Here is a 24,462-nt window from a genome sequence, read left to right as displayed (position 1 = left end):
ACGACTCACATAAACCGAAGATACGTCCAGAGGGGGATCTGGATTATCGGCTTTGGCCCTTCATCATATATTTCAACACCACGTTCTAGTGCGGATCGAGCGTTCGTTAATAGAATTCCAAATGAGGGGGCGCCATCAATCACCGACGTCTCATCTTCGTCCATGTACCCCTCATAGCTATCCTTCTGAATGTATTCCCGTCGACGCCTTACAGTGTTATCCGAGACTGGCATATACAGAAGTTCATCAATGGGGTCTCGCTCACTGTCAGATGCACTTCCCCCCAGAAAGTCCTGTAAAGCGTCAAAATCAGGGGTATCAATACTCCTCCTGAGCTCGTTGATTCCCTCATTGAATGACCAGAGGATTGGGACGGGAGTGCCGTTGAGTTTTACAACGAAATCTACAGACCCCTTCGAACCGGGCCAGAACTTCACGAGACCCCGCTTGGGATCGTCCTGGTGGTTGAGTTCACACGATAGACGAATGGTTTGGTCGAATGCAGTCGACTTTGCGAGGGCCTCCTGTAGTCCGGGCTCCCGTCTGAGAACGTCAGTTAGATTCGTTCGACAAACAGCATTCGTGAGGCCTGGATCGCGAAGATAGAAGCGAATTTGACGAGGTCGTTGGTTATCGTACTCCTGTGACGGGGAGAGAAGATGGAGTCGAGAGAGGATACTGAGATACTTGTCCCGAAGCGTCCGGCGGTCGATGTCGAGAGTATCCACTAGATCATCGAATGCGACGTCTTGAGTCGGGTGTTCGTGAGCAGTGAGAGCAAAGAATCGCTCTAAGCCTAGTCCGTCTTTGATTCCGCGCAGATTTGTGGCTGCACGCAAGAGACCCTCTCTACACTCCGAGAACGTCTCTTCTTGCAAAGCTTTGAAATCGAAATCACCACGGCCTCGGATAACATCGACGTACTGTTCCTCCTCAATATCAATCCCACTCCCCGCGAGTCGTAGCGTTACTGCCCCGCCAGTTGTACAGTAGTTCGCGATCTCGCGACGGGCGGTAGTTGCCTCGACAATCGCATCTTGCTGCTGAGTCTCTACCTCGGAAGCAAATCTTTCAGGAGTGCTCTGGTCCATCGCCTCATAGAGAGCATTCCGAACGCTCGTCCCGTCAAAACGCTCTGACGGCGGAGCAAGGACAACATCACGGTGGCGTAGTCTCAGGAAGTCAGCGAACCCCAGTGTATACAGCTCGATGTTCTCGTGAAGAGAGAGGCTATCGAGAGCCGAGTCACCTGTTTGTCCCACACGCGCTCGAACGGCATCGGCTGAAAGGGCAGTCGAAACAATTCGACGGTCGCTCCGTTCGTCAAGCAGATCGGCAATCACACGTTCCCAGTGGCCGACCTCTGTGCTCCCGCGCTTGTTCGGGCGCTCAACGATATGAAGATCGTCCAGAAGGACATAGTGATCTGCCGAGTCAGGACGTCTCAATACGTGTGTTTCAAAGTGATCGATGGCGGCCCGGAGCTGGTCTTCCGGCCTGACTTGGAAGACAGGATCATCGCGAAGAGGGAGATAGAGAACATTAGAGGAGGGGACAAGATTCTCGTGAGCCTGCTCTCGCTTGCTGGCATCTCGAATAAATTTCTCAATGAAATCTGGGTCGACGTGGGCGGAGGCCAATTGTTGGAGAAGTGTGCTCTTCCCCACCCCGTCCGGCCCAGTAATAGTCACGAACCGCCGATCATCTTCATGAAGAGTCTCGTACGTTTTGTGGAAAGCAGTCCTGAGCGTAGAGTATTCTGCAGAGATACTGGTTTCGTGATCGCCATCCCACCAGGGGTTGTACTGCTCTAACCGTTGTATCAGAGTATGGCCAGAAGTGAATGGCTCGGAGTCGAATGACATAGAACGCGTCTTATATTCCTGATTAAGGCGCATAGTGATGTGTCTTTAGGTCACTCCTCCGCGATGTGGAGATCGCTTTCGCTCGTTCTCTCACTCGCACATGTTGTTTTATGGTAGCCCCCCGATATTCATCAGATAATGAGCAGCGGGAAGCCGAGCTTCGAGAACTACGACCGCGAGGAGGCGGAAGAGTTCAGCGGCATTATCCGAAATAACGCGACGTATGCTACTGACTTTATCAATCGAACATCTGATCCAGATGCGGTTCGTTACCTAGTCAACGAGCTTGAAATCGATGGAAGGCGATCTGGAGACCGAGAGCAGGTCAAGCAGGCAGTCCTGACTTCCAGTGTTACCCCATTCGAGGTCAAACAGACTGTCGCACAGCGAAATTACAGTCTAGGAGAGACACTCGTACCCGATACCGTCAAGAAAAACGCACTCACAGCAATCGAGGTCGGAAAACCCATCGTATTGTATGGGCCGACAGGCACGGGTAAGACCTACTTCGCCAAACAACTCGCTTTGGAAGCCTGTATCGACTATTCCATTCACACTGCGACACCAACGTGGACGCCTGCAGATATCACTGGGAGTATCCAGCCCGAGACGAAAGACGGTGAGATAGAATATCATCGCCAAGCAGGCTGTGTCTCAAAGGGGATCCAGAAGGCGAAAGAATACGATGATAACTGGGCTGTGATAATCGACGAGATCACTCGTGCAGACATCTCTCAGGTCTTTGGTCCACTCTATACCGCCATCGAGGACGAAGAGCAGGTGATTTTCCGCGACGACGATGGCGAGCCGCTCACGCTCAACGAAAACGTGAAGATCATCTGTACGATGAATATGTCGGACCGCACGGTGAACGAGTTGGACAACGCAATCACACGCCGCTTTGCGATGATCGAGCTCAGTACATATGGTGATGAGGAGCGAGCAGCCCTGTTCGATCGTTGGATCGGGGAGCTCGGCTCCGATGTGGATATCGATCTCGACAAACTCCAAGAACTCTTCGAGACTCACCACCAGGGAATCAACGCAGGGACGACGACGAGTGGGGAAGGTGGAATAATGGAGTTCGGCCCGATGCACTACGAGGACGTAACTCAGTTCCTCAAGCACGCCTGCGGAAGCGGCGGTCCCTACGCCGGCGAAGAGAACATTGCGGTTGGTCAGGCATTCGCCACGTACATCGCACCGAGACTCCTGAATACAGCAGCTCTACCTCAGATTAACCGGCTCGCAAGTCACTACGAGACGCTCGATAACCAATTCGAGGCGTTCGACCTCACACCAGCGGTCGACCTCGCAAACAGGCAAGCAGAGGCGGAAGAACGCGAGATGGGCGTCAGCGCGTATGAGTGAGGCTGTTCGTTACGAATACGGAACGTCGTTGTGCTCGGTCCAGGAGAATCGAAAACTAATCGTCGAAGAGTGCGATCGAGAGTCGATTAAAGACGAGCTACGGGCAGCGAACTTCGTTCGAGAAGGCAGCAAGTACGTCAAGAAACGTCCTCGGTTGCGGATAGCCGCTGGACAGGATGCTGAAGAAGACGCCCTGCAAGTTCTGTCTGTTCGGCTTGTCGATAACTCGCTTCACGTCAAGCCCTCGGATATCGTCGGGATCGTGAGTCTGGTTCCGGGGATGAACGTACAGATCGAGCCCAAGGTCGACTGGGAGCATGTCATCGAAATGCTGCTCACAGTCTACGACATCGACAGAACCCAGTCCTACTACGGCGTCCCACTCAGCGAACTAGTCTCCAGCGGCGTCGAGTCCACTCGAATCATCGCGATTCTCGCGATCAACTACGTGCATGGTCTCAGGACGATTCGACGGAACGGGTTCATCCGGAATCTCCACATCAATCGTCGAAACGGATTCGAAGGACTCGGATCGGTTGACGTGGAGCAAACGCTGATGAATCATGCAACCGGGAATCCAGCACCGACTTGGGTTGAGACCCAGGTCGAATATGGGAATCCGGTAAACTCGGCCATCCACATGGCTGGAAAATTACTGTTGAGACTACTTCAGCAGGACCAGGACGGACACAGCCATCCGCGACAGGATGTGTTGCTCTCGATGGTCCACCAAGAGGTCGAACGGATGGAAGAGCTGGGAGTCGCTAGCAGCCAGAAGGAAGTTGGTGTCTATCGACGACTCTCACTCCACGATCTCCCCAGACAGCGCAACTATTATCGTCGGGCGTTCTATACGGCGCAGTCAATTCTGGCCTCTGCGTTGCTCGGTCAAGTCGGAGGAGGACCCGAGGAATTACTCGTCGACTACGCGCTGAGCATGAATTCGCTGTTCCAAGATTATTCCCACAGAGTCCTCAGTCGAAAGGTGGGATCCATACGGACTATTGACTATCTCGACCAGCTCAGCGATATCGAGTGTAAACCTGAGCCGTCGATCTATCCTTTCGCAGGGAATGCGGAGGCTCGCCACGAGCCAGACCATCTTCTCACGGATGGTGACGAGACGCTAGCCGTCTTGGACTCAAAGTACTACCGTGAGGGAAAGAACCCAGCAAACGAATCAGAGTCCCGGTCCAGGATGTTCGCGTATGCCTATTTGACAGAGACCAATCGAATGGCGTTCCTGTGCCCCCAATATCAGCACGTTCGCCTCCCCGTACAGCGGACCGGGGCAGAAGTCGAGATCGTTTCACCAGACGACGAATTTACCTGCGATGCCTATGAGGATATCATCGAGGGATATCTCCTCGAAACTCTGGCAATCGAGTATCCCGAACTCCGGGTGTTCGATGCCGCGACTGAGGCACACCTCTGTCTCAGTGGCGTCTCTGATGGCGATCTTTCCGACATCCATGATACGAACGGGCCGTTCAGCATCAACAATCCTGCCACGTTCGCGGATCGTGTGATTTCGGCGATAGCGTTCTCGTCCTACGGGCCAAACAAACCAGAACTAGACGACCAGGGTCGGTGGACAAAATCCCGGATCAAAGACGCCTGTGGGAAGACCGATGAAGAAGATCATCCAAAGTATCCCCGTCACGAAACGACTTGTGTCCCGGTCTACGATCCTGAAGGGAACGACGATCACGGGACGGTCACGCTATACTTCCTGAAGTCCGTGGATGGAGAAACGCAGGTGAGCACAGAAGGCCCGTGGGCCCTCATGTGAGCACAGTCAAAAGCGATTATATCCGGAATGGAGCAACAAGCCAACCCGAGTCTCGTTTCTTGATCTGTCGGCCAAAGATCGGGCGCAGAGAGTAGAACTCATCGTCAATTTCAACTTCGAAGGAATCGCCAGCACCCTGAAGGTTCCCTTCGACGACGAACTGAATCGTCGGAAGCGGACGCTGGCTGTTCAGGTAATCCATCTCTTTTCGCATCGTCGAGACCAAGCGATCTCGAATATCGTCTTCATCCGTGAGCACATCCTCAAGCCCGACGACGCAGATTTCGTCGGGTAGATCTCTGTTCTCCAATTTGGATAGAAATTCATCGACTGGGACGCGATAATCTGCGGATTCGCGTTCCCCGCTGACGATGATATTGTACATCCCCGCCACGGCGTCAATATCGCTCATGTCATCCCGAATGTCTCACAGGGATGTAAAATACGTTAGTCCCGGAAGAGTTGTCGATAGGCTTCGTCACCAGTAACGGTTGCTAAGTCGGTGGCAACGTCGAGCATTTCGCCGGTGACCTCCATCTCACGTAGCTCGTCCATCGTCCTCGTCTCCTGTTCGGTATCGTACCTCAGAAGCTGTACTCGCTCGAGGGCTGTGAGATCATCAATATCCCTCGCTTTGAGATACGCGAGTCGATCATCATCAGCCCAGTTCGTGAGTCGGAACCCATCACTGGTATCGAAGAGTGACCGATCACGAAGGTCATCTGGATTGATTTTAGTTCCTCTACAGAGTCGGTTGACGTCATCAAGGGTCGGGTCCTCCATCGCCAAGAGATCGAGATAGATCTCGTCGGGAGAGACATCTCCTGCGATTATATCGTAGATTTCCTCGACGACCTCATCAGCAGTCATTACCGCACCTTCACGGTGGACTTTCGCGTGATGTTCGGAATACTCGCGGAAACACCGCCCGAGTTCGACGACGCTGATATCGCCCTCTGAGATGGTTTGCCCTTCACGAATTTCGTCTCGTACCTGTCGGCTGGCACGGTGCATCCGACGGCGGAGCGACGACCAACTGATCGGCTCTCTGCCGGAAGCAGGGCGGGCGACGACAATCACGCTAAAGGAGAGTTCATCCCCCATCATGAACTCGCTGAGGTTGGCAGAGATGGGGTACGTTGCCGTGATGTCGAAGCCCTCATCACACAGCGTCTGAACGAGCGCTCCCCATGACTCCTTGCCCCCGTGACGATAGGTGAACGTGAGAACGCCGTCGTCTTTCAGAACTTCCCTGATGCGGGAGAACGATTGCTGGAGTTCCCCCTCAAATGCCTCCGCATCTTTGTTCACAACTGGGTTAGCGACGATGCTCTCGTCCCGAGGAGTCGCATCTGGAGTGAAGCTTTGATACTCATCGGCCAGGAGTAATCGTTGCCAGACATAAAAGAAGTCAGAGACCTCCGAGTAGACGACATTATCGTAGTATGGAGGATCGGTGATGACTGCGTCGTAGTCGGATTCAAGATCGACCTCCCGGATGTCTCCTTGATGGAGTGAGTATGTCCCACCGACCGGATGCTCAAAGGGCTCCGTCTGGATGAGTTCACCATCTTCGAGGTATCGCTCGGTCGGATGGTGGGCGAATTCGACGGCATTGACTATCTTCTCCCACGTATTCTGGAACGTCCCGCGACCTGCCCGCGTTCCCCAAACGTTGTTTTCAGCGTACTCTACGCGCGGTGTGTACGAATTCTGTCTGAATATTCCCTCGATTTTCGTCCCAGAAACGTTGTACAGCGAAAATCGGTTCTGGAACATGAGGGAGTCGCTGAATGCGAGGAGGAGATACTCTTTGACTGACTGGTCCTCAATATCGTCGATTGCCGATAGAAGCGTCGAGAGGCAGAATAGCTGGCGGTCGTTGAACATATCCTGCCAGGTTTCGTACCCGTGGCGAAATACGTCGTTCCCGTTGATTCGAGAGGCTGCTGTGATAGCCCCTTTTGGGATCTCGCCGCTTGGCGCGTACTCTCCCAGGTCTTCGTCTGATTCCCAGCCATCACGTGCGCGTTCGAACTGAGTGAAGTCGTCCTCGGTAGCTGGCTTGTAGCCTTTGAACGTCGATCGCTCCTTCCCTTCGTCCTCGCAGTCTGGACAGTAGTATTCGATCGCGTAGAGCTTCTCGGAGTAGGACTGTCCGTCGGCAATTGCGTCGACGATGGGATACTTCAGCCCGCACGAGGGACACCCGTAATTTCCGCCCCGGGTGACAGGGCCGTCGGCGGGAATATACTCGTGACTGCATTCCGGACAGACCGACTCAGACTTGTAGTCGTCAGTTAGGAAAACTGACCCACAATCAGGACAGTAGACATTGTATTTGTCATCGTCCTCGTATCGGCCGTTCGCGACACGGTAGTCCTTGAACAGCGGTATCGTCTCTCCACAGGAGGTGCAGTCTAGCTCCCGCACCCACATCGCGTAGACGCTATCTGCAACGTGATCTGCGTCATGGGGACAGGCAGTCTCGTAGAGAGATTGGAGGTCACCAGCTACTGATTCCCGAACGTCGTCGAAGGCCTCCTGCAGAGCTTCGATGTCCACTTCGTGGGCCTCCAGCTCTTTCTTCGAGATGAACCAGGCCACAGGATTCAAATCGACACCCGTGACCTCCGCGTCGAACCGAATTGCCTCCATTAAGCTGGTTCCGCCACCCATGAACGGGTCGAGAACCTTCTTGCCGTCCACGCGGACATCCTTCGGATAGAGGTCCCAGAGTGCGTCTGGGTCGCGTAGGCTTACAGCGTCGATGAGTTGCTCGATATCTGTCTCGCTTCCATCTCCAGTCTCTTCACCGAAGTCAGTGAGGTTCAGATCAGTCTGGTCGGGGTCGTGGACCTCGACAGAGTCCGGGTCGTCAACGAGAGAGTAGAGCGTAATTGCCCTGAACACGCTCCCCAGCCTCCTTGCCCACCACTTGTGCATCGTGGAGAGTGGCCGGTAGTAGAGCTTGGCCCGTCCCTCACGGTCCGCGAGATCGTTTACCTGCTCGATGGGGAAGCCACGCTCGATGGGGAGCGTGTTCCGCGAGTCCGAGTCCGGATTAGGCATGGGTAGTGGTGGCTCCGTTTTCGTATTTCAACATGCGCGTCACTCGAACTGGATGGTGATGTCGATGCCCGTGGCAGATTCAGGAATGTTCTCCAGAATATCCGCAACTACCTCGTGGGACTGACCGAGCCCGAGCTGGAGATCAGTATGTGCCTGCTGGAACGTCGCGACACCTTGGAGCGCTCCTGGTGCGGCATCTTCGCCATTCGTGTTGAACGAGAGCGAGCCATAGGAGACAGAGCCAGACTCGTGCGATTCGTCCCACTCCTGACGCATCTCGCTGGGGCTGTCACCCTGATACTCGAAGGTCCAGCCCTCTTCCGGTGGGATGCGGAAACCAGCACCGGGGAACCAGTCTGCAGGATCTTCAGAGCCAGTCGCTCCGACGACGTAATGGGGGTCTTCCTGGCCGAGATTTGCGAGCAGGAAGTGTTTGACTGCTGCTTCTGCCTGCCCCGAGGCACATTCGCGCTGGATATCCTGGACTTGGAACGTGGCCTCCTCGTCGAGGTCGCCGATATACTCCAGGATCTGGTCGCCGATGTCGTCGGGAACCATCGGAGCGACGACGACCGAGGTCGCTTTTCTGTCTCCGAGCGTGCTCACGTAGTCTCCCCCGGTCTTGATGCGGTAGTCATCGGAGAGAAGCGTACTCACGGCACTTCGGAACGCGGAATCCGTGTCGTCCTGCGGGAGGTAGACCTCTGTATCGTTGCGGATCGCCGTGAGCACCTGGCTCGTGTCGGCCTCGCCGGCGGACGCGATCGTCTCCTCGATACGTGTTCGGACGTCGTTGGCCCCGATTGTCTCGGCGTCAGAGACGTCGCGAAGCGTTGCGTCCGACCGAACTTTGTCGAGGATCTCACTGCCGCTGATGAGGACGTAGTGATCTGCGTTCGCGAGCCGTCCAGCAGCCATCTTGACAGCGTCCTCGGGGTCCTGGTCGTGAATCCAGATATCCGTGCGCTGGCGGAGATCGAGCTCGAACGTCCCCAGATCGACCTCTTTCGTTCCGGCACCGAACCGGCCCCGAAGCTCGGATTCGACTTCTTCGGTAGACCATTTCTCGACCTCGCTCTCCAGAACGAGAACCGTATCGGGGCTCAGGCCGCGGAGTTCGTCTTTGAATCCGCTTCCGTCGTGAGCGAGGACTGGTTTGTCGTCGAGTCCATCTTCGACGGCGTCCTTGACCTTGTCGACGCTCCCGGGGATTGGGTACGTCGGATCCATCAGGAACTGCTCGTAGACCTCGTCGATGGTCGTCTCGGATCGGCTGTCGAGTCGGTCCCGAACGATATCCCAGACGTGACGCTGGAGGTCGAAGGGGTCCGCTTCGACAGCTGCGGCGATGTTGCCAGCGTCGAGGACGGGTTCCGTTGCGACGAAGTTATCCAGCGACATCTCGGCCGCGTAATCGAACTCGTTGAGCAGGTCGTCACCGTCGATGATCTCACCGTATGCGCTCTCCAAGCGCTCGGCGAGGTCCTCCTCGTAGTCGTCTCCGAGCTTTTCTATTTCCTCGCGGATCTCCTCTGCCAGACTCTCATCGGCGGCCCGAATCTCTGCGCCGATGACCTCCTTCGCTTTCCCGAGGAACTTCTCCTGCTGAGACGTGGTCGAGATCGACTTTCCGTTCTTGGGCTGGACGAACACCAGCGTATTCCGCCACTGCCTGCCAGCGGGCTGGTTCATGATGACTTCCGCGACGCTGTCCTCGTCCCACGGGCCGTTCTTGACGACGGTCTTGATGTTCTGGCTGTCCGGGACGCTCTCGAGTTCGTCGTCGACGTTGAAGCCGACGGCGTGTGCGCCGGCGCCGAAGGTCTTCTCGACCGTATCGCCGATCAGCTCCATTGCATCTTCGTCGTCGACGTCGCGAGCCGCGTTGCGCACGAGCGAGCGTGGGTTCTCGTCCTCGCGAATGACGTAGCGGTCGTCGGAACGCCAGAGGTGATAGACCTCCCCTTGCAGACGTTCGAGATCGACGATGATGTCGTTGATGCGGTCGCCGGCGTGGTAGGTCCCGATGACGATGTCAGAGGTGGTTGCGCCCTCTGCGAGCCCAGGTGTGAGCGAATAGATGAGGACCGTGCTGAGGATTGGGCGACCATAGGTGATGTCGGCGTCGGCGAGGCGTTCATCGATGTCGTCGTAACAGCGGTCAGCCCGGGAGTGTTCGACGTTGATACGCCCCAGCTCGTCGTTGTAATCGACGGCGTCGACCACGCCGTGAGTGATGAGATCCGTCTCCTGGTAGCGGTCGACGAGGACCTTCGCGAAGAGATAGAGCATGCCGCGGGTTGCACCCGATTGAGTCTCCGCAAAGTACCGCGTCTTCAGGGAGTCGATGAGAATCGGGTGGAAAGGGTAGGTGTCGTACATGTCCTCGCGAAGCCCATCGGGGAGGTCGACGTAGTCGGTGTCAGCGTAGGCTTCGATGTACTGGTCGACGAGCGACCGCATCGCGGAACGGTCGTCGATGGAGTCGATGAGACGGTGGCGGAGGACGTCCTCGATCTCGACCTGGTTCGACATATTGACCTGGACGCGCTCGGGCTCACGGGAGAGAATATCGTGGACGTCCGAGCCTTCGCGGAGGACGGAAACGAACGCGAAGAGTTCCGTATTCGGCTGGGTCGTCGTTTCGAAGAGCGCCTGGAGGAAGCCTTTGTTCGCGCCTTTGCGCTCCCCCTTCAGCGACTGGAAGAAGTCCTCCAGCTCGTCCATGAAGAACGCGACCGTTTGGTCACCGACGGCGTCCTGGATGACGTCGATCGTCGGGTAGCCACCTTCGTCGTCGTAATCGTCTTCGTCGGGTTCGTAATCGAGTTTCTCGAACAGGGGCTCCCAGAGGTATTCATACTGTTTCTTCTGGAATGAGAGAACAATCGGGAGAGCGTCGTCAGGGAGGGCGTCACCGAGACCTTCGACCCGGCCATCGGACCAATCATTGACGACGTCAGGAGACTTGAAGCAGTGATAGAGCGCCACCATCTGGTGGGTCTTCCCGGTCCCGTAGGGACCGTACATCTCGTGGAGGCGGTTGTTGTCCTCGCCTTGGAGGGTATCTCGGAGACGCTTCAGGGAGTCTTCGAGTCCACCGGTCAGGAGCGTGCGGTCGAAGAACCGTCGTGCGTCGGATTCCAGCGTGTCCGCATCGCTGTCAACGTCGTAGAGACGGATCTGGCCCTTGATCAGACCATCACCCTCGGTGAGTTCCTGACTGAGCGTCAGTACGTCATCGATGCTCGTGTCGAGAGTTCCTTCGGCGCTCATGTATGCCTGACACGATGACGGGCACTATTATGAATGTACTCGTAGAAATCACTATTAGATTTTATTGAATTGGGATTAGAGAAGTTGGACCTCATTATAGCAAAATTAGCAACATAGTTATGTCTATTATTGCTTCTGGGATGGTTATACCACCATCTCAATCCGAGAACCAAGCCTGAGAGAGGAACTCTCGTCTAAAAGGGAGTCAGCTACTCTCCGAAAGAGAGAATGTCAGTATCTACTCGTAGCATCTTGAGATACGTTTCATCTAACGTTGCCTCCGCTAACCCCTCACAAAGTTCCTGCAGAGCATCGTCGTGCCATTGATCTAAATATTCATCGTGCGGAACATCGTGTTCATAGCAATAGCGAAGATAATGCGCTTTATCAAGATTTGTCAGATCGCCATTGCCAGACTCGACCTTGTCGCGCACGTAGGCTTGGCGTTTTTCATCACTCCAGTCGTAGATGACGAAGTCACCGCCTTCTGAGATCAGTCTCATGTCTTCCATTTGATCTTCCGAAGCATCCGAACGCCGGAGGAGTTTGTTGAGGTCGTCATAGGTCGGTTTGGGTGCCTCAAGTAAATCGAGATAGACGTCTTCTTCACCACGATCACCCTCTTGGATAATCCCGTAGATTTCCTCCACAACCTCTTTAGCAGACATAACTTCGCCAGCGCGTCGAACCTCGCCGTGATGCTTAGAATACTCTTGGAAACATTTCCCCATCTCAATAACTCCGATATCACCACCTGTCAATTCGCGATTTTCTTCTAAAGTTTCTCGAGTAATCTGTGCAGTCCTAACTATCTGACGCCGAAGTGAATTCCATGAGATCGGTTCTAACGACTTAGCTGGCCGTGCTACGATGGTGATATCGAACGATACTGACTCACCTCCAATAAATTTGTGAAGATCCGAATTGATGGGATACGTGGCTGTAACCTCAAATTCATTGTTACAGAGAGATTCAAGGAGCTCACCCCAAGATTCCTCATCGCTATGATGATACGTGAAGGCCAGAGTCCCGTCCTCTTTTAGAGCACGGTTGATTACGTTGAGAGCCTCGCCCATTTCATGCTCAAAGTCCTCTGCAGTTTTGTCCAGATAGGGATTAGTTACAATGGATTCTGTTCGAGGAGTTTTTTGTTTATCGAATCCAGGGTAGACGTCTTCCAGCAGAATTTTCTGCCAGACATAGTAGAAGTCAGCAACTTCTGAGTATATGATATTGTCATAGTATGGTGGGTCAGTAATTACTGCGTCAAAGGAATTCTCAGCAGTGATGTTTCGCATATCATCTTGGTAAACTTCCGAATTTCTACCAATCGGCTGGGAGAACTCAGGCGTTTCTACAGTGTCCCCATCTTCCACATATCTCTCAGTCGGAGAGTTGGCATATTTGACTCCTTTTTTCACCATCTCAAACGTCTTCTGGAAGCTACCCATGCCGTACTTCGTACCCCACGGGTTAGCCTCACACGGTTTTTGAGGGGGATCAAAGGAGTTCGTCTTGAAGAGATGTTGTATCTTGTTCATACTTGCTTGATACCCTGTATAGGAGTTGTTGAAATTCAGCGAATCGCTGAAAGCCAGGAGTAAATGTTCACGGAGATTGGTGTCACTAACACCTTCGATAGCTTTCAACAGAGTAGAAAGGCAGAGTAGTTGCCGAGGGTTAAACATATCTGTCCATTCACTGTATCCATGGTCGAAGACGGGGTTCCGCTCAGAAGTCATATGTCCCGGTGGAATTTCTCCATCAGGTACATATTGATGAAGATCAGTGCGTGTTTCCCAATCTCTTTTTGCCTCCTCAAAGAGCTGCTTATCGGCTGGATCTACGCTTTTGTAGCCTTTGTAAGAGCTCTTCTGATTACCTTTGTGATCACAATCACCACAATAATATTCTACAGCATAGTGGCGGAGATCATATCCGCCTTGTTCCTGAATACCGTCTGTAATAGACTCTTTCTGACCACATTCAGGACAGTTGTAATACCCACCACGCGTGACGTTCCCCTCCTTGGGTATAAATTCAAATCCACATCCATTACACTCACTTTCATCTTGCCAACTATCTACTAATGTAACATCACCGCAGTCCGGACAGAGTACGTTATACTTGTCGTCGTTCTCATATCTTCCTGCCGCAACTCGGTAATCTCTGAACAGGGGAACCGTGTGCCCGCAGGACACACAGTCTAACTCTTTCACCCAGAAATTGTACATCACGTCGGCATCGTGATCACCATTCGGACATGGTGTCTGGTAGTAGTGCAAAATCTCATCAGCAACCTCACTCTTGACCTCGTCAAAGGCCCTTTCTAGTTCTTCAACGCTTGTGTTCCCTGCGTCGAGTTCTTTCTTCGTAATGAACCAAGCTACGGGATTAAGATCGACACCAACAGTATCCGCACCAAACCGTGAAGCCTCGACAAGAGAAGTCCCCCCGCCCATGAACGGGTCAAGGACTTTTTTTCCTTTTATACGAACGTCTTTAGGATAGAAGTCCCAGAGTGGCTCTGGATTCTCCATGTCGACTTCTCCAATCGCCGACAGCAAATCATCTTCAGTCAAACCACGATCGCCCAGAGTTTGGTTCTCTCCCGGCTCATAGAGATCGAGATCATCTATAGACGTGGTTTCGTCTAACAAGGAGTAGAGAGAGATGGCACGAAATAGACATCCAGGCCTGCGTGCCCACCATTTATGCATAGTATAAATCGGTCGGTAATGTTGTCGAGCGCGGCCTTCTTTCGCTGCAATTTCATTTACACGTTCAATCGGGAAGCCGTTTTCAATAGGGAGTTCAGGACGGCCTTCCTCTCGTTGTTGCTGCTCAGACATCTGATGTCCCTCCATTTTCACGAGAGACATATAAAACTGGTACTACGCTCGCCGGTCTCACACGAAGTTGAAGTCCAGCAAAAGTAATGTTGCTATCAGTAGGAGGACCTCGTCTCCATTGGTGAAGAGTGTCGTTGCCAATCGTTACTCGAGAACTCCAGTTTGAACGTCCCTGCACTACGGGCCGTCTCCGCATCTGCAAAGCGAACAATCGGGTCTGTCGACAGGGCCTCAGTCACCCTGTACACACGATATCGGTCTGCCTCCTTCTCGAGCAGTTGCGTTTGCGTAGTATTCAGATTGAAGTCCTGTTTCGACTCTGCCGTTGACTTGACTTCGATAATTTGCCCATCGGGGTCACCAATTGAGCCGACGTCCAAATCCCGACCGATCTTCGCCTGCCTCACGTCGACGCCTTGCTTCGCTTCCAGCTGCAGTTTCACGAAGAGCTCTCCCAGCGCTCCAATCGTGTGTTTTTCATCTAGCATCGAGTCGACTCCAAGTTTCCGAAGGAATGGCCTCCAGTCGTCGACATCGAGTTCGTCGAATGTTTCGAGATACGCTTCACTCACGTATCGAGGACCGGTTCTAAGAGCGTCAGCTCCCGCTTCAGCGAAGATACCGCGGTTTTCGGTCACCGTGTCTGTGGTAAACCAAGGTGCAGCCTGGAGATCTTGACTCGAAGCATCTGAATCGTCTGTCACAGTCGGAGCGTAGGCTTCACCGAGTAGAATTCCGGATGGCGAGAGCCAGGAGCCATCTTCAGATTGTAGTCGAAGGGCCAGCGGATCTTCACCGACTTCCCACTCGCCGTCAGTGAATGCTCGACAGAGAATCGCCGCTGCGAGGTGTCGATCGTTCGTCGAGAGTGATCCCCAGTTGACGGTCTGGAGCCACTCTTCGATCAATGCTCCTTCGGTCAATTCATCCACATCGTTTCCACCCAGCACCGACCGAATCTCCTCTTGCTCGGCAAGGTCACTATCTACGATATTGAGAGAGGACCGGACCTCTTGTAGCGGGTTCTCAGTTTCGAACTCACCCAGGTCAAGCTCAGCAGGCGGAAGATAGACCTGTTCCACATCATCAGTGCCCACGACTCTTCCATCTTCAAGAGGAATACCAGTTGAGCTGAGGGTCTTGGATTGCTTCCACGAACTCTTGGTTGAGAGGCCGTTATAGATTTTCTCGAAGGTATCTTTTCGAGTGTTGTCGGTGAGTTCTTCGAGAGGAGACGTTACCTCGTGGCTCTGCAGGAAGTCATGAAGTCCCAGTGAGTTCCGTCCCTTGACCGTCCGGTAGATATCTTCGTGTTCCACGTGGATGGGGCGGGAAGCACCCGCTTCCTCAACTTGATCAGCGTCGAACGCTTCGCGAATGTGTTCGTCAACCACCTGGCAGTCGTCAAGTTTGATTCGCTGACCCGCCTGATCCCGAACCAGTTTCGAGTTCTCGACGTGCTCGTGGATTTTGTCGACGATCTCAGTCGTTACGAATGTGTCTCCCCGTCCTTCTGGAACGAATACGCCAAGGTCTGTCCACCAATCGTTGTGGCCGGCAACGACATCGAGGACATCCTTCGCACACTCGACTACGCCCTGCGCGATCTCGCGGTTCCAGGGAAGCTCTTGCTTGATCGTCTGTCGGTCAGCGGGCGTGAGGAAATCTGCGTGAACGAGAAAGTCGAAGTCAGTCTCAAGTTCTTTGAGAGGAAGATAGCTGAATACGCCGGTATGCAGTGTGCCGCTCTCTGGCCGGGCGAACCCACTATCTTCGTCTACGATACAGGCGATGAACACCTCACGATAGTCCACCCCCCCTCGCATATACTGCTCAGTCTTCGGATCATCCTGGATACTCTCCGGGTACGTGTTTAGCCCCAATGAATTTCGCCACTGTCTCGTAGCAGGCGACCAACCGGGGGTATATGAACCCTCAGCAAGGGCTAATTGAACTTCTCCAGGGATGGTCTCCGCTCGGAGACCATCCCGGTGACCCTGCTGAGGGACCGCTGAGGTGGTCATAGTGGATCGAGATGACCTCAGCAAAGACGAACTTCTCTCGCGGTTTCTCCAGATGGAAGAACGAATCAACGATCTTGAGGAGAAGCTTCAGGAGAAAGACGAACGGATCGAAGAACTCGAAACACGGCTTCGCAAATACGAGAATCCACATACACCACCGAGTAAGCGACGGTCGGGGACTGACGAGTCCCCGACCTCGCAAGATGACGAAGACGACGATGTCAGAACTGACGGCGGCACTCCCGGACGAAAAGACGGTCACGAGCCAGAGTGGCGCTCTACCGCTGATCTGGACGAAGAAGTTGAGGTCACCCGTGACTGCTGTCCAGAGTGTGGCCAACACTTCGACGAGTCGGTGGGCGTCAGCCCCCGACTCGTCGAGAAGATACCAGATCCACAACCACCAGAACTCACGCAGTACAACCGCCACTGCTACCGATGCGACTCCTGTGGAACCGAGACAGTCGCTACACACCCCGACTGCCCCGATGAGGGGCAGTTCGGGGTGAACGTTATCGCCCAATCAGCACTATCGCGGTACGATTACCGCCTTCCCTATCGGAAGATTGCAGACCGTTTCGAGCAGCTACACGGACTGGAGTTGTCAGGTGCGACTGCGTGGCACGCGACCGAGCGCGCTGCGCGCGCCGGTCGCTGTGAATACGAACAGATCCGTCGCCAGATCCAGCAAGCCGACGTTGTCCACATCGATGAAACAGGCATCAAGCGAGATGGTGAGCAAGCATGGATCTGGACGTTCACCACCGAGAACCACACGCTCTACGCGGTTAGAGAGAGTCGTGGAAGCGATGTTCCCGCGGAAGTCCTCGGCGAGGACTTCGCGGGAACGGTCATTTGTGATGGGTGGACAGCCTATCCAGCCTTCAGCGACAATCTCCAGCGGTGTTGGGCTCATATTTTGCGAGAGGCTGAAGATGCCGCTGAGAAGCAACCGGAAGGCGAACCGATCTACGACTCTCTCAAACAGTTGTACGTCGCTCTCCAGACCCGGCTGGAGAGCGACTTGACCATTCGTGAGCGAGCAGAGCTCCAGCGTGTGGCGCGGAGAGAGCTTGAATCACTGATTGAACGGTCAGTTCCCGACGGACCAGTGGCAACACTACTCGGAAAGATCGAAGGTGGCCTCGACCACTGGCTCACCTTCGTCGGTGAGCCAGCGGTCTCTCCGACGAACAATGCCGCCGAAAACGCGCTTCGTGAGCCGGTGGTTCTCCGGAAACTGATCGGAACGCTCCGCAATGACCGCGGGATGTTCGTTCATGAGACGGTGCTGTCCCTGCTGGCGACATGGCGCCAGCAGGGACGCAATCCATACGACGAGCTCAAGCGAGTCTCCCGGAACAACGAGATGATTTCACGAGATCAGGCTGTGCCGGCCGTTGAGTCCTCGGGGTAAACACGTACCTCTCCGGCACCTCCCAGAGATGTTTGAACAGTACCCACGTATCCGCCTCCGTCGTTCCATCCGATAACGACTCCTCGAGTTCTACAACTTCGATAGGATCGAACTGCGCGTCTGCCTCGTCTCTAATTGTTTCCTGCTTTGAACTGGGAAACCACTGTCTTGCTTCCTCAACGGAGGAGGCTAATCCATCATCACGGATTTCATCTGTCCGACTAATACGCCGTGAGCTGTCCGAGTAGTCATCATCGATGGATAGCTCACGTACGTCCTTCAAGAAGAGAAACACACGTCGGTCGATGTTTTCGCTCCGGAGTGGTTCAAAGAGTTCGTCGTCGGAAAGCAGTTGCTGGCCCCGTTCATCCAGCCTGACGACAAACCGTGTAGTATACTCGGTTCCGTCGATCTTCGTAGGAACCTCTGTCTCCTCCGTAGGCTTACAACTCCAGGGGACGACTCTCCAAGGAATCTCATCACCGTGCTCTTCCGCACGTTCTCTATCGAACGAGAAATGGAATTGACCGGAATGAACCTCGACACACTGACTGATCTCGAAGATCGATTTGAATCCCACACCGATGAAACCGATGTGATCACGGGGATGCTTCGGTGAGACGCCAGCGGCACACAGTCCAGTTACGTCGTCCTTGACGTCATCGGCATCTCCATTCTGGCCCACGAGTGCACTATCGGTGAACTCACGCCCGTTGTTGAGAATTTCTAAGCACCAGTCTCCGTCGATCTTGCGGATTTGGAAACGAACAGCACTGGCACCCTCATCGTCTGCGTTCTGGATGAATTCGAGCGGGAAATAAGTCGAGGCGAAGTTCATCTGGACGACATTCGAGTGACCGTGAAGACTCGTCCTCACCAGATCAGGTGAATCAGCCAAATATTGTTCTCGTATGTTCCGGACTAATTCGTCTGGATTGCTGGCATCCATCTATTGCTGGTAAATCAGATGTTCTTAACATATAACTTCCAACGGCCACACTACGACTGGTAGTAACGTGTCTGATTCAGATATGGACCTCCCTGTTGACCCTACTCAGAACGAAGCCTCACCGCAGGAACTCATACAGGCTCTTCCGACACGAGCGGCCCGCCGGCGTGTCCTCCAGGCAGCCGAGATCTCCATCGACGTCGACGACAAGAATTTCGAGAGTTTCCTCGACGAGCTATCCGAGGTCGAACTCCGGCGAGCCGCTTCCGAGCTCAGATTCGCCGGCGAACCCACCGTCTATTACTATCGGGTCGACGGCCTGCACCGACTCTCCTCCGATGACGCCCTCGGACGAAGCAATAACGAGAGTTCCTCTGGAGCGTACGGCCCTGATGTCGAGACAGCAATCAGGGACCACGACCGTATCTACGTCATCTGCCAGGTGCCGGAAACTGGATCACAAACACAGCTCACACTCGCCCCTGACGACCGGGAGACGACCGTCGCGACGTTCAAACCCAGGTCGCAACTTCTCGCAGTACGCGCCAGCGATACAGAGACTGCAGATGCCACAGCCAGCGCTGTGTCGAAGTACTACGAGATGGATGGAACAGAACGAATTTCGTTTCTCGATGCCGGAACCCGAGGCCGATTCGAAGACGCGTGCGTAGATGGATACTCGACGCTCCAACTCCGGAACCTCAATTCACAGGATAACACAAGAGAAATCGAAATTCGCTCGAAGGAGCCGGATGGAAAACGCATCTCCGACGTCCGTCACGACCCGATCGTCGAGGATCTGGTCCGCCGTGGTGACACAGAACTCGCCGCAGCGACGGGACTCGTATCGGTACCGACTGTAGTCCAGTCCCCAGAAGATGGCGAGCCATTACATCCTCGAGTGACGGTCAGGTTCAGCGAAGGAAGCGTGACTTTCGAGCAATTCGTTCCCGAGTCCATCCTGATCGAGTTCGACAACATCGTGCGAGAGTCCTTGTGAGCCGGATATACATATGGAAGTTGTCGTATGGAACGCTGTGGTGAAATCTGGAGGTCATCCCGATTCTATTTCGAAGGCTGTTTCGAGCAGGTCGGTTAATTCTCGGAGCGCAGGGACGACGGATTCATCGACTTGAACCGTGACCCGATCGGTTTCCTTGGGATGTTTCTTCCCCAGAGAGAGGACGACGTCCCCATCTGGAGAGAGGGATGCTGAAAGCCACGCCGTTACTCTGGGGGAGCCCGCTAGCCAGGCGGTGGTGAGGTCGTGCCAGGGGTGTTCGCGCTCCGCCTCCGATGGACGTTCTTGACCGAACGCTTTCGGCTGGAGTGTCTCTACAAAGGACCGTAATTCCGCACAATCGCTCTGTTCGAGCTGGACCGTGACTCGATGCGTATCTGCGTTCCATCCCCAGTCCTTCTTTCCGAGTTGGAAAGTGAGATTCTCTGTTGGTGAGCGAGAAATCGTCACCCACGCCCGTCCCTTCTGACGAATCCGGCGCTGTGCGACGGTTACCCACTCTCCGGACTTGTCGAATGAAGCCCAGAACTCACCAGGGATCGGGACTTCCATGGACACAGAGACTGACTTCTCCTGCCAGAGCCATCTCGTCACGTCGGGATAGCCTTCGGTTCCAGTCCTACTCGGAAGCACGTAGGGCCAGACGGTCAGCATACCGGAGAGATCCACGTCATACTCGGTGAAGTCGGCTTCATCGAGCCATGCGACACTGTACTCCCGGTCGAGATAATGCTCCGTGACCGCCTCGATATCCTTTCCGTGATTTCGATACTGAGCCTCCACAGCAATTCCCTTCCCATACGGATGACAGGGCTCGTCGAAGGTCACCAATACGTCAGCAATTCGGTCACCGACGCCCGATTCCAATTCTACTGTGGCGTCGGGGAAATCGTGTTCGAGACGAGCATAGGCGATTGACTTCATCTTCAGATGCTCATCTGACTCACCAGGGCACTCGCCGGTCGTGGCGAGATCATCGAACGTGACCTGCCCTGATTTTGTAGAGATCTCAGACCTCTGTTCCTGTTCGTGGTGACGAAAATGCCGAGAAATGAAGGCGTTCCCCCGTTCGTGTGATTTCACTACGGCCATCGGTTGTTCGCAGACAGGGCAGGAGACGGTCTCTCCATCGTCTACTTGTGGAGGAATGACTCGAGTGTCGTCGAGGAGGGCTAAGTAGGGCATCAGACTCGTTTTAGGGAATAGGTTACTTGGCAGACGTAAAGACAGTTTCTGCGACATGCGCCGCGATGGTATCACCCGCAATCGGTCGCAACGTACTATCTTCCAGCACCGGTTGAGCCGTAGATCTATATGCAGGAGTCGACTTTTACACTTCGATGACGGGGGGTGCGGCACGTGTGGGGAAGATTTCAGTCGAGGACTGCGGAGGATGTGCGAGTTACACATCGATGACGGGGGGGGTGTGGCTGACAGATTATTTGGACGACAATATCACAGCAGTATCCAAATCCAGCCGAACCGCTCGCTGTTACACTTCGAACACGGGGGGAGAACCACAGCAATGTACTTCGTCACCGGTATTGAGCCGAGATAGCCCAGAATGCCGAATATGAGGAGTAGCCCAAATGACGCGGAGAGATATACATCGACGGAGGTAATCTTTTTAATACCTCCGTCACACAGCAGAAGTATGGCCGGCAGCAATCAGGGTGGCACTGATCAATCTACGTTGGAAGATGAAGCAACGCAATCACAGACAGAGGACACGTCCGACGCCACTCAGGACAATACTGCTGCCGACAACGCGTCTCTCGATCTTTCCGAAGACGACGCTGACGGAAGTACACAGCAGTCGATCCGGGATATGCTCAACGAGGACGGTGGCGGGTCAGTCTTCGTCAACCGCGACCTCGTCGAGCCCGACACCATCATCGACGAAGAGCGGATCGTCGGTCGCGACGACCAACTCGAGTCCGTCGTATCGTTCCTGAAGCCGACACTGCAAGGGAATCGTCCGCCGAATATGCTGCTCTACGGTCCTGCCGGTACTGGGAAGTCACTCATCATCGGTGCCGTGACGCAGCAAATCGTCGAGCTTTGCAAATCGAAGGGTGAGAGCTTCGGTGTCGTCGACATCAACTGCCAGCCGATCAATACCCTCGATCAGGCGGTCTACGAACTCGTCCAGACAGTCGCGAAAGACGTCGGTGCAGAAGTGGGCGTGCCCGAAACTGGCGTCTCGACTAAACGCAAGTACCGACGCCTCTACGAACTCATCAACACCCACTACGACTCGGTCATCTTCATCCTCGACGAGATCGACCTCCTGGTCGGACGCCGCGCTAACGACGAACCCGCCTACTCGAAGCTGCTCTACCAGCTCTCACGAGCCAGCAACACGAATGAGATCGAGGGTAGAGTCTCCGTCGCGGCGCTGACGAACGATCCGAAGTTCATGGAGGACATCGACGGGCGAGCCGAGAGTTCGTTCAACCCACGGGACGTGTACTTCCCGGACTACGATGCCAACCAGTTGCGTGAGATACTCCAGAATCGTCGCGACGCCTTCCGACCGGATGCGCTCTCCGATGACGTGATTCCACTCGTCGCTGCCTTCGCAGCACAAAGTCACGGGGATGCTCGGAAGGCAATCGACCTGTTCCGTGGCGCCGGCGACCTCGCCGACGAGCGTAGTGACGACAGCGTCGAGGAACATCACGTCCGCGAATCACAGGAAGAGATCGACAAGGACCGTTCGCTGAAGCTCGTCGAGGGACTCACGACGCAGAAAAAGATCTCGCTGTACGCCACTGCTGCCGTCGCGCATTACTCGAAGCGCTCTGGAAGTTCTGTTCCGAGCCCCGTCGGATTCAAAGTGTATCAGTGGGTGACGGATGAGCTCGACGCGGACCAGATGACTCGGGAGACGTACGTCAAGTACGTCAAAGAGCTTTCCACGTACGGCTTGATTTCGACGTCGAGGAAAAGCCGCGGTCGCGGTGGTGGGATGTACATGGAGTTCACCTTCACGGGTGACCCCACGGGAATCATGAAACGGATTACGGAAGACACCCGATTAGAGAGTATTGCCGAACAAGAGGAACTCCTCCGAACGGTGGTCAACGCACAGCTGAAGGACTTCCACCAGGACTGAAGCGGGCGCTTTTCGCGGAGTATGAGTGTAGACCATCCATCTTCGGTTAAGGAGTGGAACCGCAAGCCGACGGCTATCTGAACATGCAGCGATGAGGAGGAAGTGGAATGGAACCCTCCTCAGATGCAGTACGATCTCTGCTGACTTCGCTGTTTCCATCGGGACTGATCGAAGACCTCGCGCACGAGCGCGAGGTCGTCCAACGTGACCGGAAGATCGACGTTCGGATGCTCGTCTGGACGCTCGTCTTGGGCTTCGCCGCCAACGGCGAAGCTCGCTCTATCGCCGGATATCGTCGATCCTACGAGTTAGCGACGAATCAGTCGGTCGCTCCATCGAGCTTCTACGACCGCTTCAGCGACCAGTTGGCTGATCTCCTCCGCGACCTCCTCGACCACGCCGTCGAGGAGGTCGCTGTTCCCCATCACGTCGCCCCTGCCTTCCAGCGGTTTCGAGACGTGATGGTCGCCGATGCAACCGTCTTCCGGTTGCATCGGCTTCTCTCGGAGTTCGAAGCCACTCACGACGACCAGTCCGGCGCGATGCTATACCTCGTTCACAACATCACGGATCAGTCGGTGATCTCGACAGAGATCACCGACGAGCGTGTCCACGAAAGCACGTTGTTCAAGACCGGGTCGTGGCTCCGAGGACGGCTGTTTCTGTTTGATCAGGGCTTCTTCAAGTATCGACGCTTCGCCCTGATCGACGAGAACGACGGCTTCTTCGTGAGTCGGCTCAAGCCTGACGCAAACCCGGTCATAACGGCGGAACTACGGGAATGGCGCGGCCGCGCCATTCCCTTGGAAGGCAAGCAGATCCACGATGTGGTTGGTGACCTCTCTCGGCAGTATATCGACGTTGAGGTGGAAGCAGAGTTCAAACGCGGGCCGTACAACGGAACGCGGTCACTGGATACGAAGGCGTTCCGCGTCGTCGGCGTCCGCAACGAGGACGCCGACGACTACCATCTCTACATCACGAACCTCCCGCGAGAGCAGTTCCGTCCTGACGAAATTGGCTTCCTGTACCGTGCTCGGTGGGAAGTTGAGCTGCTGTTCAGGGAACTCAAGTCACAGTACGAGTTGACGAGTTTTGAGACAGGGAAGGCTCACATCGTACGGATTCAGATCCTTGCGGCTCTGCTGACGCTGGTGGTCAGCAGAGCCATCCTTCGAACGATCTGTGACCACGCCGATCACCCCGTGGCAGGTGTACCGAAGGAACGCTGGGCGGCGACCTTTCGGTCGGCCGCCCAGCTCATCCTCCACGAACTGGCTGCGGTCTACAGCTATCCACCGCCTGACCTAGAGGCGTTTCTCACTCAGGAAGCACTCAATCAACCGGCATCACGCCAGACACTGATCGGGGAAGTGAGTAACGCGCTATCTGGCGGTTTGACCGCTTAACCGAAGATGGATGGAGTGTAGACACACCCCCCGTCGTCGATGTGTAAGTTCCTAACCCCTCCCCCCGTCATCGAAGTGTAACTGATTTCGATGCAGTGACTAGTTCCACGAAACCGATCAAGGGCGTTCGATATTAGTGAACGCAGAGTCCAGGTCGCGAATAGTGCAGATCACTCTTGTCAGACTCTATCGGTATTGGAAGATCTCGTCCGGCAAACGACAGGGAGGAAGTCCCCCACGAATGGCCTCGAGTCCATAACGCAACCCCTTCCCCCCGTCATCGATGTGTAAATCAC

At 54.7% G+C, this 24,462-nt stretch carries 15 protein-coding genes and 1 pseudogene; 7 read left to right on the top strand and 9 right to left on the bottom strand.

The features are described 5' to 3' along the window. Positions 1-5 precede the first annotated feature (5 nt). Both PSC72_RS24215 and PSC72_RS25515 read right to left on the bottom strand, forming a co-directional pair. A complete protein-coding gene (locus PSC72_RS24215) occupies positions 6-1,262 on the bottom strand; it encodes a DUF4143 domain-containing protein (protein ID WP_328518203.1) in 1,257 nt (418 codons plus the stop codon). Between the two features lie 45 nt (positions 1,263-1,307). Beyond that, a pseudogene (locus PSC72_RS25515) lies at positions 1,308-1,865 on the bottom strand (AAA family ATPase); the annotation flags it as partial. A gap of 138 nt (positions 1,866-2,003) precedes the next feature. Here PSC72_RS25515 and PSC72_RS24210 point away from each other — a divergent pair. Continuing rightward, a complete protein-coding gene (locus PSC72_RS24210) occupies positions 2,004-3,236 on the top strand; it encodes an AAA family ATPase (protein ID WP_050038548.1) in 1,233 nt (410 codons plus the stop codon). Next, positions 3,229-5,028, top strand: coding sequence for a hypothetical protein (locus tag PSC72_RS24205; RefSeq protein ID WP_274326256.1), 1,800 nt, complete (start codon positions 3,229-3,231; stop codon positions 5,026-5,028). Before PSC72_RS24210 ends, PSC72_RS24205 begins: the two co-directional genes overlap by 8 nt. Positions 5,029-5,044: 16 nt before the next feature. Here the strand turns inward: PSC72_RS24205 and PSC72_RS24200 are convergent, their stop codons facing one another. The 3 genes from PSC72_RS24200 to PSC72_RS24190 are packed head-to-tail and all read right to left on the bottom strand — an operon-like array spanning position 5,045 to position 11,094. Beyond that, positions 5,045-5,440: a hypothetical protein gene (locus PSC72_RS24200; protein ID WP_050038546.1), complete on the bottom strand. Its 396-nt coding sequence runs from the start codon at positions 5,438-5,440 to the stop codon at positions 5,045-5,047. A 35-nt stretch (positions 5,441-5,475) separates the two neighbouring features. After that, a complete protein-coding gene (locus PSC72_RS24195) occupies positions 5,476-8,100 on the bottom strand; it encodes a DUF1156 domain-containing protein (RefSeq protein ID WP_274326255.1) in 2,625 nt (874 codons plus the stop codon). 39 nt (positions 8,101-8,139) lie between these two features. After that, positions 8,140-11,094, bottom strand: a complete 2,955-nt coding sequence (locus tag PSC72_RS24190) for a DUF499 domain-containing protein (RefSeq protein ID WP_274326254.1) — start codon at positions 11,092-11,094, stop codon at positions 8,140-8,142. On the opposite strand from PSC72_RS24190, the gene PSC72_RS24185 reads away from it, so the two are divergent. Beyond that, the gene (locus tag PSC72_RS24185; protein WP_274326253.1) at positions 11,077-11,394 is read left to right on the top strand and encodes a hypothetical protein; all 318 of its coding nucleotides are present in this window, start codon (positions 11,077-11,079) and stop codon (positions 11,392-11,394) included. The two genes, PSC72_RS24190 and PSC72_RS24185, sit on opposite strands and share 18 nt — an antisense overlap. A 191-nt stretch (positions 11,395-11,585) precedes the next feature. Here the strand turns inward: PSC72_RS24185 and PSC72_RS24180 are convergent, their stop codons facing one another. Continuing rightward, a complete protein-coding gene (locus PSC72_RS24180) occupies positions 11,586-14,228 on the bottom strand; it encodes a DUF1156 domain-containing protein (protein ID WP_274326252.1) in 2,643 nt (880 codons plus the stop codon). A gap of 95 nt (positions 14,229-14,323) precedes the next feature. Continuing rightward, positions 14,324-16,252 (bottom strand): protein NO VEIN domain-containing protein, encoded by a 1,929-nt coding sequence (locus PSC72_RS24175; RefSeq protein WP_274326251.1) that lies wholly within the window; start codon positions 16,250-16,252, stop codon positions 14,324-14,326. A gap of 52 nt (positions 16,253-16,304) precedes the next feature. Between PSC72_RS24175 and tnpC the strand changes: the two genes are divergently transcribed. Then, the gene (gene tnpC, locus PSC72_RS24170) at positions 16,305-17,669 is read left to right on the top strand and encodes an IS66 family transposase (RefSeq protein WP_382261839.1); all 1,365 of its coding nucleotides are present in this window, start codon (positions 16,305-16,307) and stop codon (positions 17,667-17,669) included. Here tnpC and PSC72_RS24165 read toward each other — a convergent pair. Beyond that, on the bottom strand, positions 17,596-18,618 hold the full coding sequence (locus tag PSC72_RS24165; RefSeq protein ID WP_274326250.1) for a sacsin N-terminal ATP-binding-like domain-containing protein: 1,023 nt from the start codon (positions 18,616-18,618) through the stop codon (positions 17,596-17,598). The two genes, tnpC and PSC72_RS24165, sit on opposite strands and share 74 nt — an antisense overlap. A 67-nt stretch (positions 18,619-18,685) precedes the next feature. Here PSC72_RS24165 and PSC72_RS24160 point away from each other — a divergent pair, with 67 nt between their 5' ends. Next, on the top strand, positions 18,686-19,618 hold the full coding sequence (locus PSC72_RS24160) for a hypothetical protein (protein ID WP_274326249.1): 933 nt from the start codon (positions 18,686-18,688) through the stop codon (positions 19,616-19,618). 54 nt (positions 19,619-19,672) lie between these two features. Here the strand turns inward: PSC72_RS24160 and PSC72_RS24155 are convergent, their stop codons facing one another. Continuing rightward, positions 19,673-20,824 (bottom strand): competence protein CoiA family protein, encoded by a 1,152-nt coding sequence (locus PSC72_RS24155; RefSeq protein WP_274326248.1) that lies wholly within the window; start codon positions 20,822-20,824, stop codon positions 19,673-19,675. A gap of 643 nt (positions 20,825-21,467) precedes the next feature. Between PSC72_RS24155 and PSC72_RS24150 the strand changes: the two genes are divergently transcribed. Both PSC72_RS24150 and PSC72_RS24145 read left to right on the top strand, forming a co-directional pair. Next, on the top strand, positions 21,468-22,757 hold the full coding sequence (locus PSC72_RS24150; RefSeq protein WP_079980877.1) for an orc1/cdc6 family replication initiation protein: 1,290 nt from the start codon (positions 21,468-21,470) through the stop codon (positions 22,755-22,757). Between the two features lie 107 nt (positions 22,758-22,864). After that, complete coding sequence (locus PSC72_RS24145) at positions 22,865-24,166, top strand: IS4 family transposase (RefSeq protein WP_328518201.1); 1,302 nt, start codon at positions 22,865-22,867, stop codon at positions 24,164-24,166. Positions 24,167-24,462 lie beyond the last annotated feature (296 nt).

The sequence above is a fragment of the Halosimplex aquaticum genome, from assembly GCF_028747785.1.
In the GTDB taxonomy this organism is placed as follows: Archaea; Halobacteriota; Halobacteria; order Halobacteriales; family Haloarculaceae; genus Halosimplex; species Halosimplex aquaticum.
The sequence above is the reverse complement of the archived record's forward strand: the minus strand, read 5'-3'. Positions and strand labels throughout refer to the sequence as shown.

Excerpts from the sequence above, each read along its gene's own strand:
- PSC72_RS24210 (WP_050038548.1), top strand. The coding sequence starts at position 2,004 with ATGAGCAGCGGGAAGCCGAGCTTCGAGAACTACGACCGCGAGGAGGCG.
- PSC72_RS24205 (WP_274326256.1), top strand. The coding sequence starts at position 3,229 with ATGAGTGAGGCTGTTCGTTACGAATACGGAACGTCGTTGTGCTCGGTC.
- PSC72_RS24200 (WP_050038546.1), bottom strand. The coding sequence starts at position 5,440 with ATGAGCGATATTGACGCCGTGGCGGGGATGTACAATATCATCGTCAGC.
- PSC72_RS24195 (WP_274326255.1), bottom strand. The coding sequence starts at position 8,100 with ATGCCTAATCCGGACTCGGACTCGCGGAACACGCTCCCCATCGAGCGT.
- PSC72_RS24190 (WP_274326254.1), bottom strand. The coding sequence starts at position 11,094 with ATGGTGGCGCTCTATCACTGCTTCAAGTCTCCTGACGTCGTCAATGAT.
- PSC72_RS24180 (WP_274326252.1), bottom strand. The coding sequence starts at position 14,228 with ATGTCTGAGCAGCAACAACGAGAGGAAGGCCGTCCTGAACTCCCTATT.
- PSC72_RS24175 (WP_274326251.1), bottom strand. The coding sequence starts at position 16,252 with ATGACCACCTCAGCGGTCCCTCAGCAGGGTCACCGGGATGGTCTCCGA.
- tnpC (WP_382261839.1), top strand. The coding sequence starts at position 16,305 with ATGGAAGAACGAATCAACGATCTTGAGGAGAAGCTTCAGGAGAAAGAC.
- PSC72_RS24165 (WP_274326250.1), bottom strand. The coding sequence starts at position 18,618 with ATGGATGCCAGCAATCCAGACGAATTAGTCCGGAACATACGAGAACAA.
- PSC72_RS24155 (WP_274326248.1), bottom strand. The coding sequence starts at position 20,824 with ATGCCCTACTTAGCCCTCCTCGACGACACTCGAGTCATTCCTCCACAA.
- PSC72_RS24150 (WP_079980877.1), top strand. The coding sequence starts at position 21,468 with ATGCTCAACGAGGACGGTGGCGGGTCAGTCTTCGTCAACCGCGACCTC.
- PSC72_RS24145 (WP_328518201.1), top strand. The coding sequence starts at position 22,865 with ATGGAACCCTCCTCAGATGCAGTACGATCTCTGCTGACTTCGCTGTTT.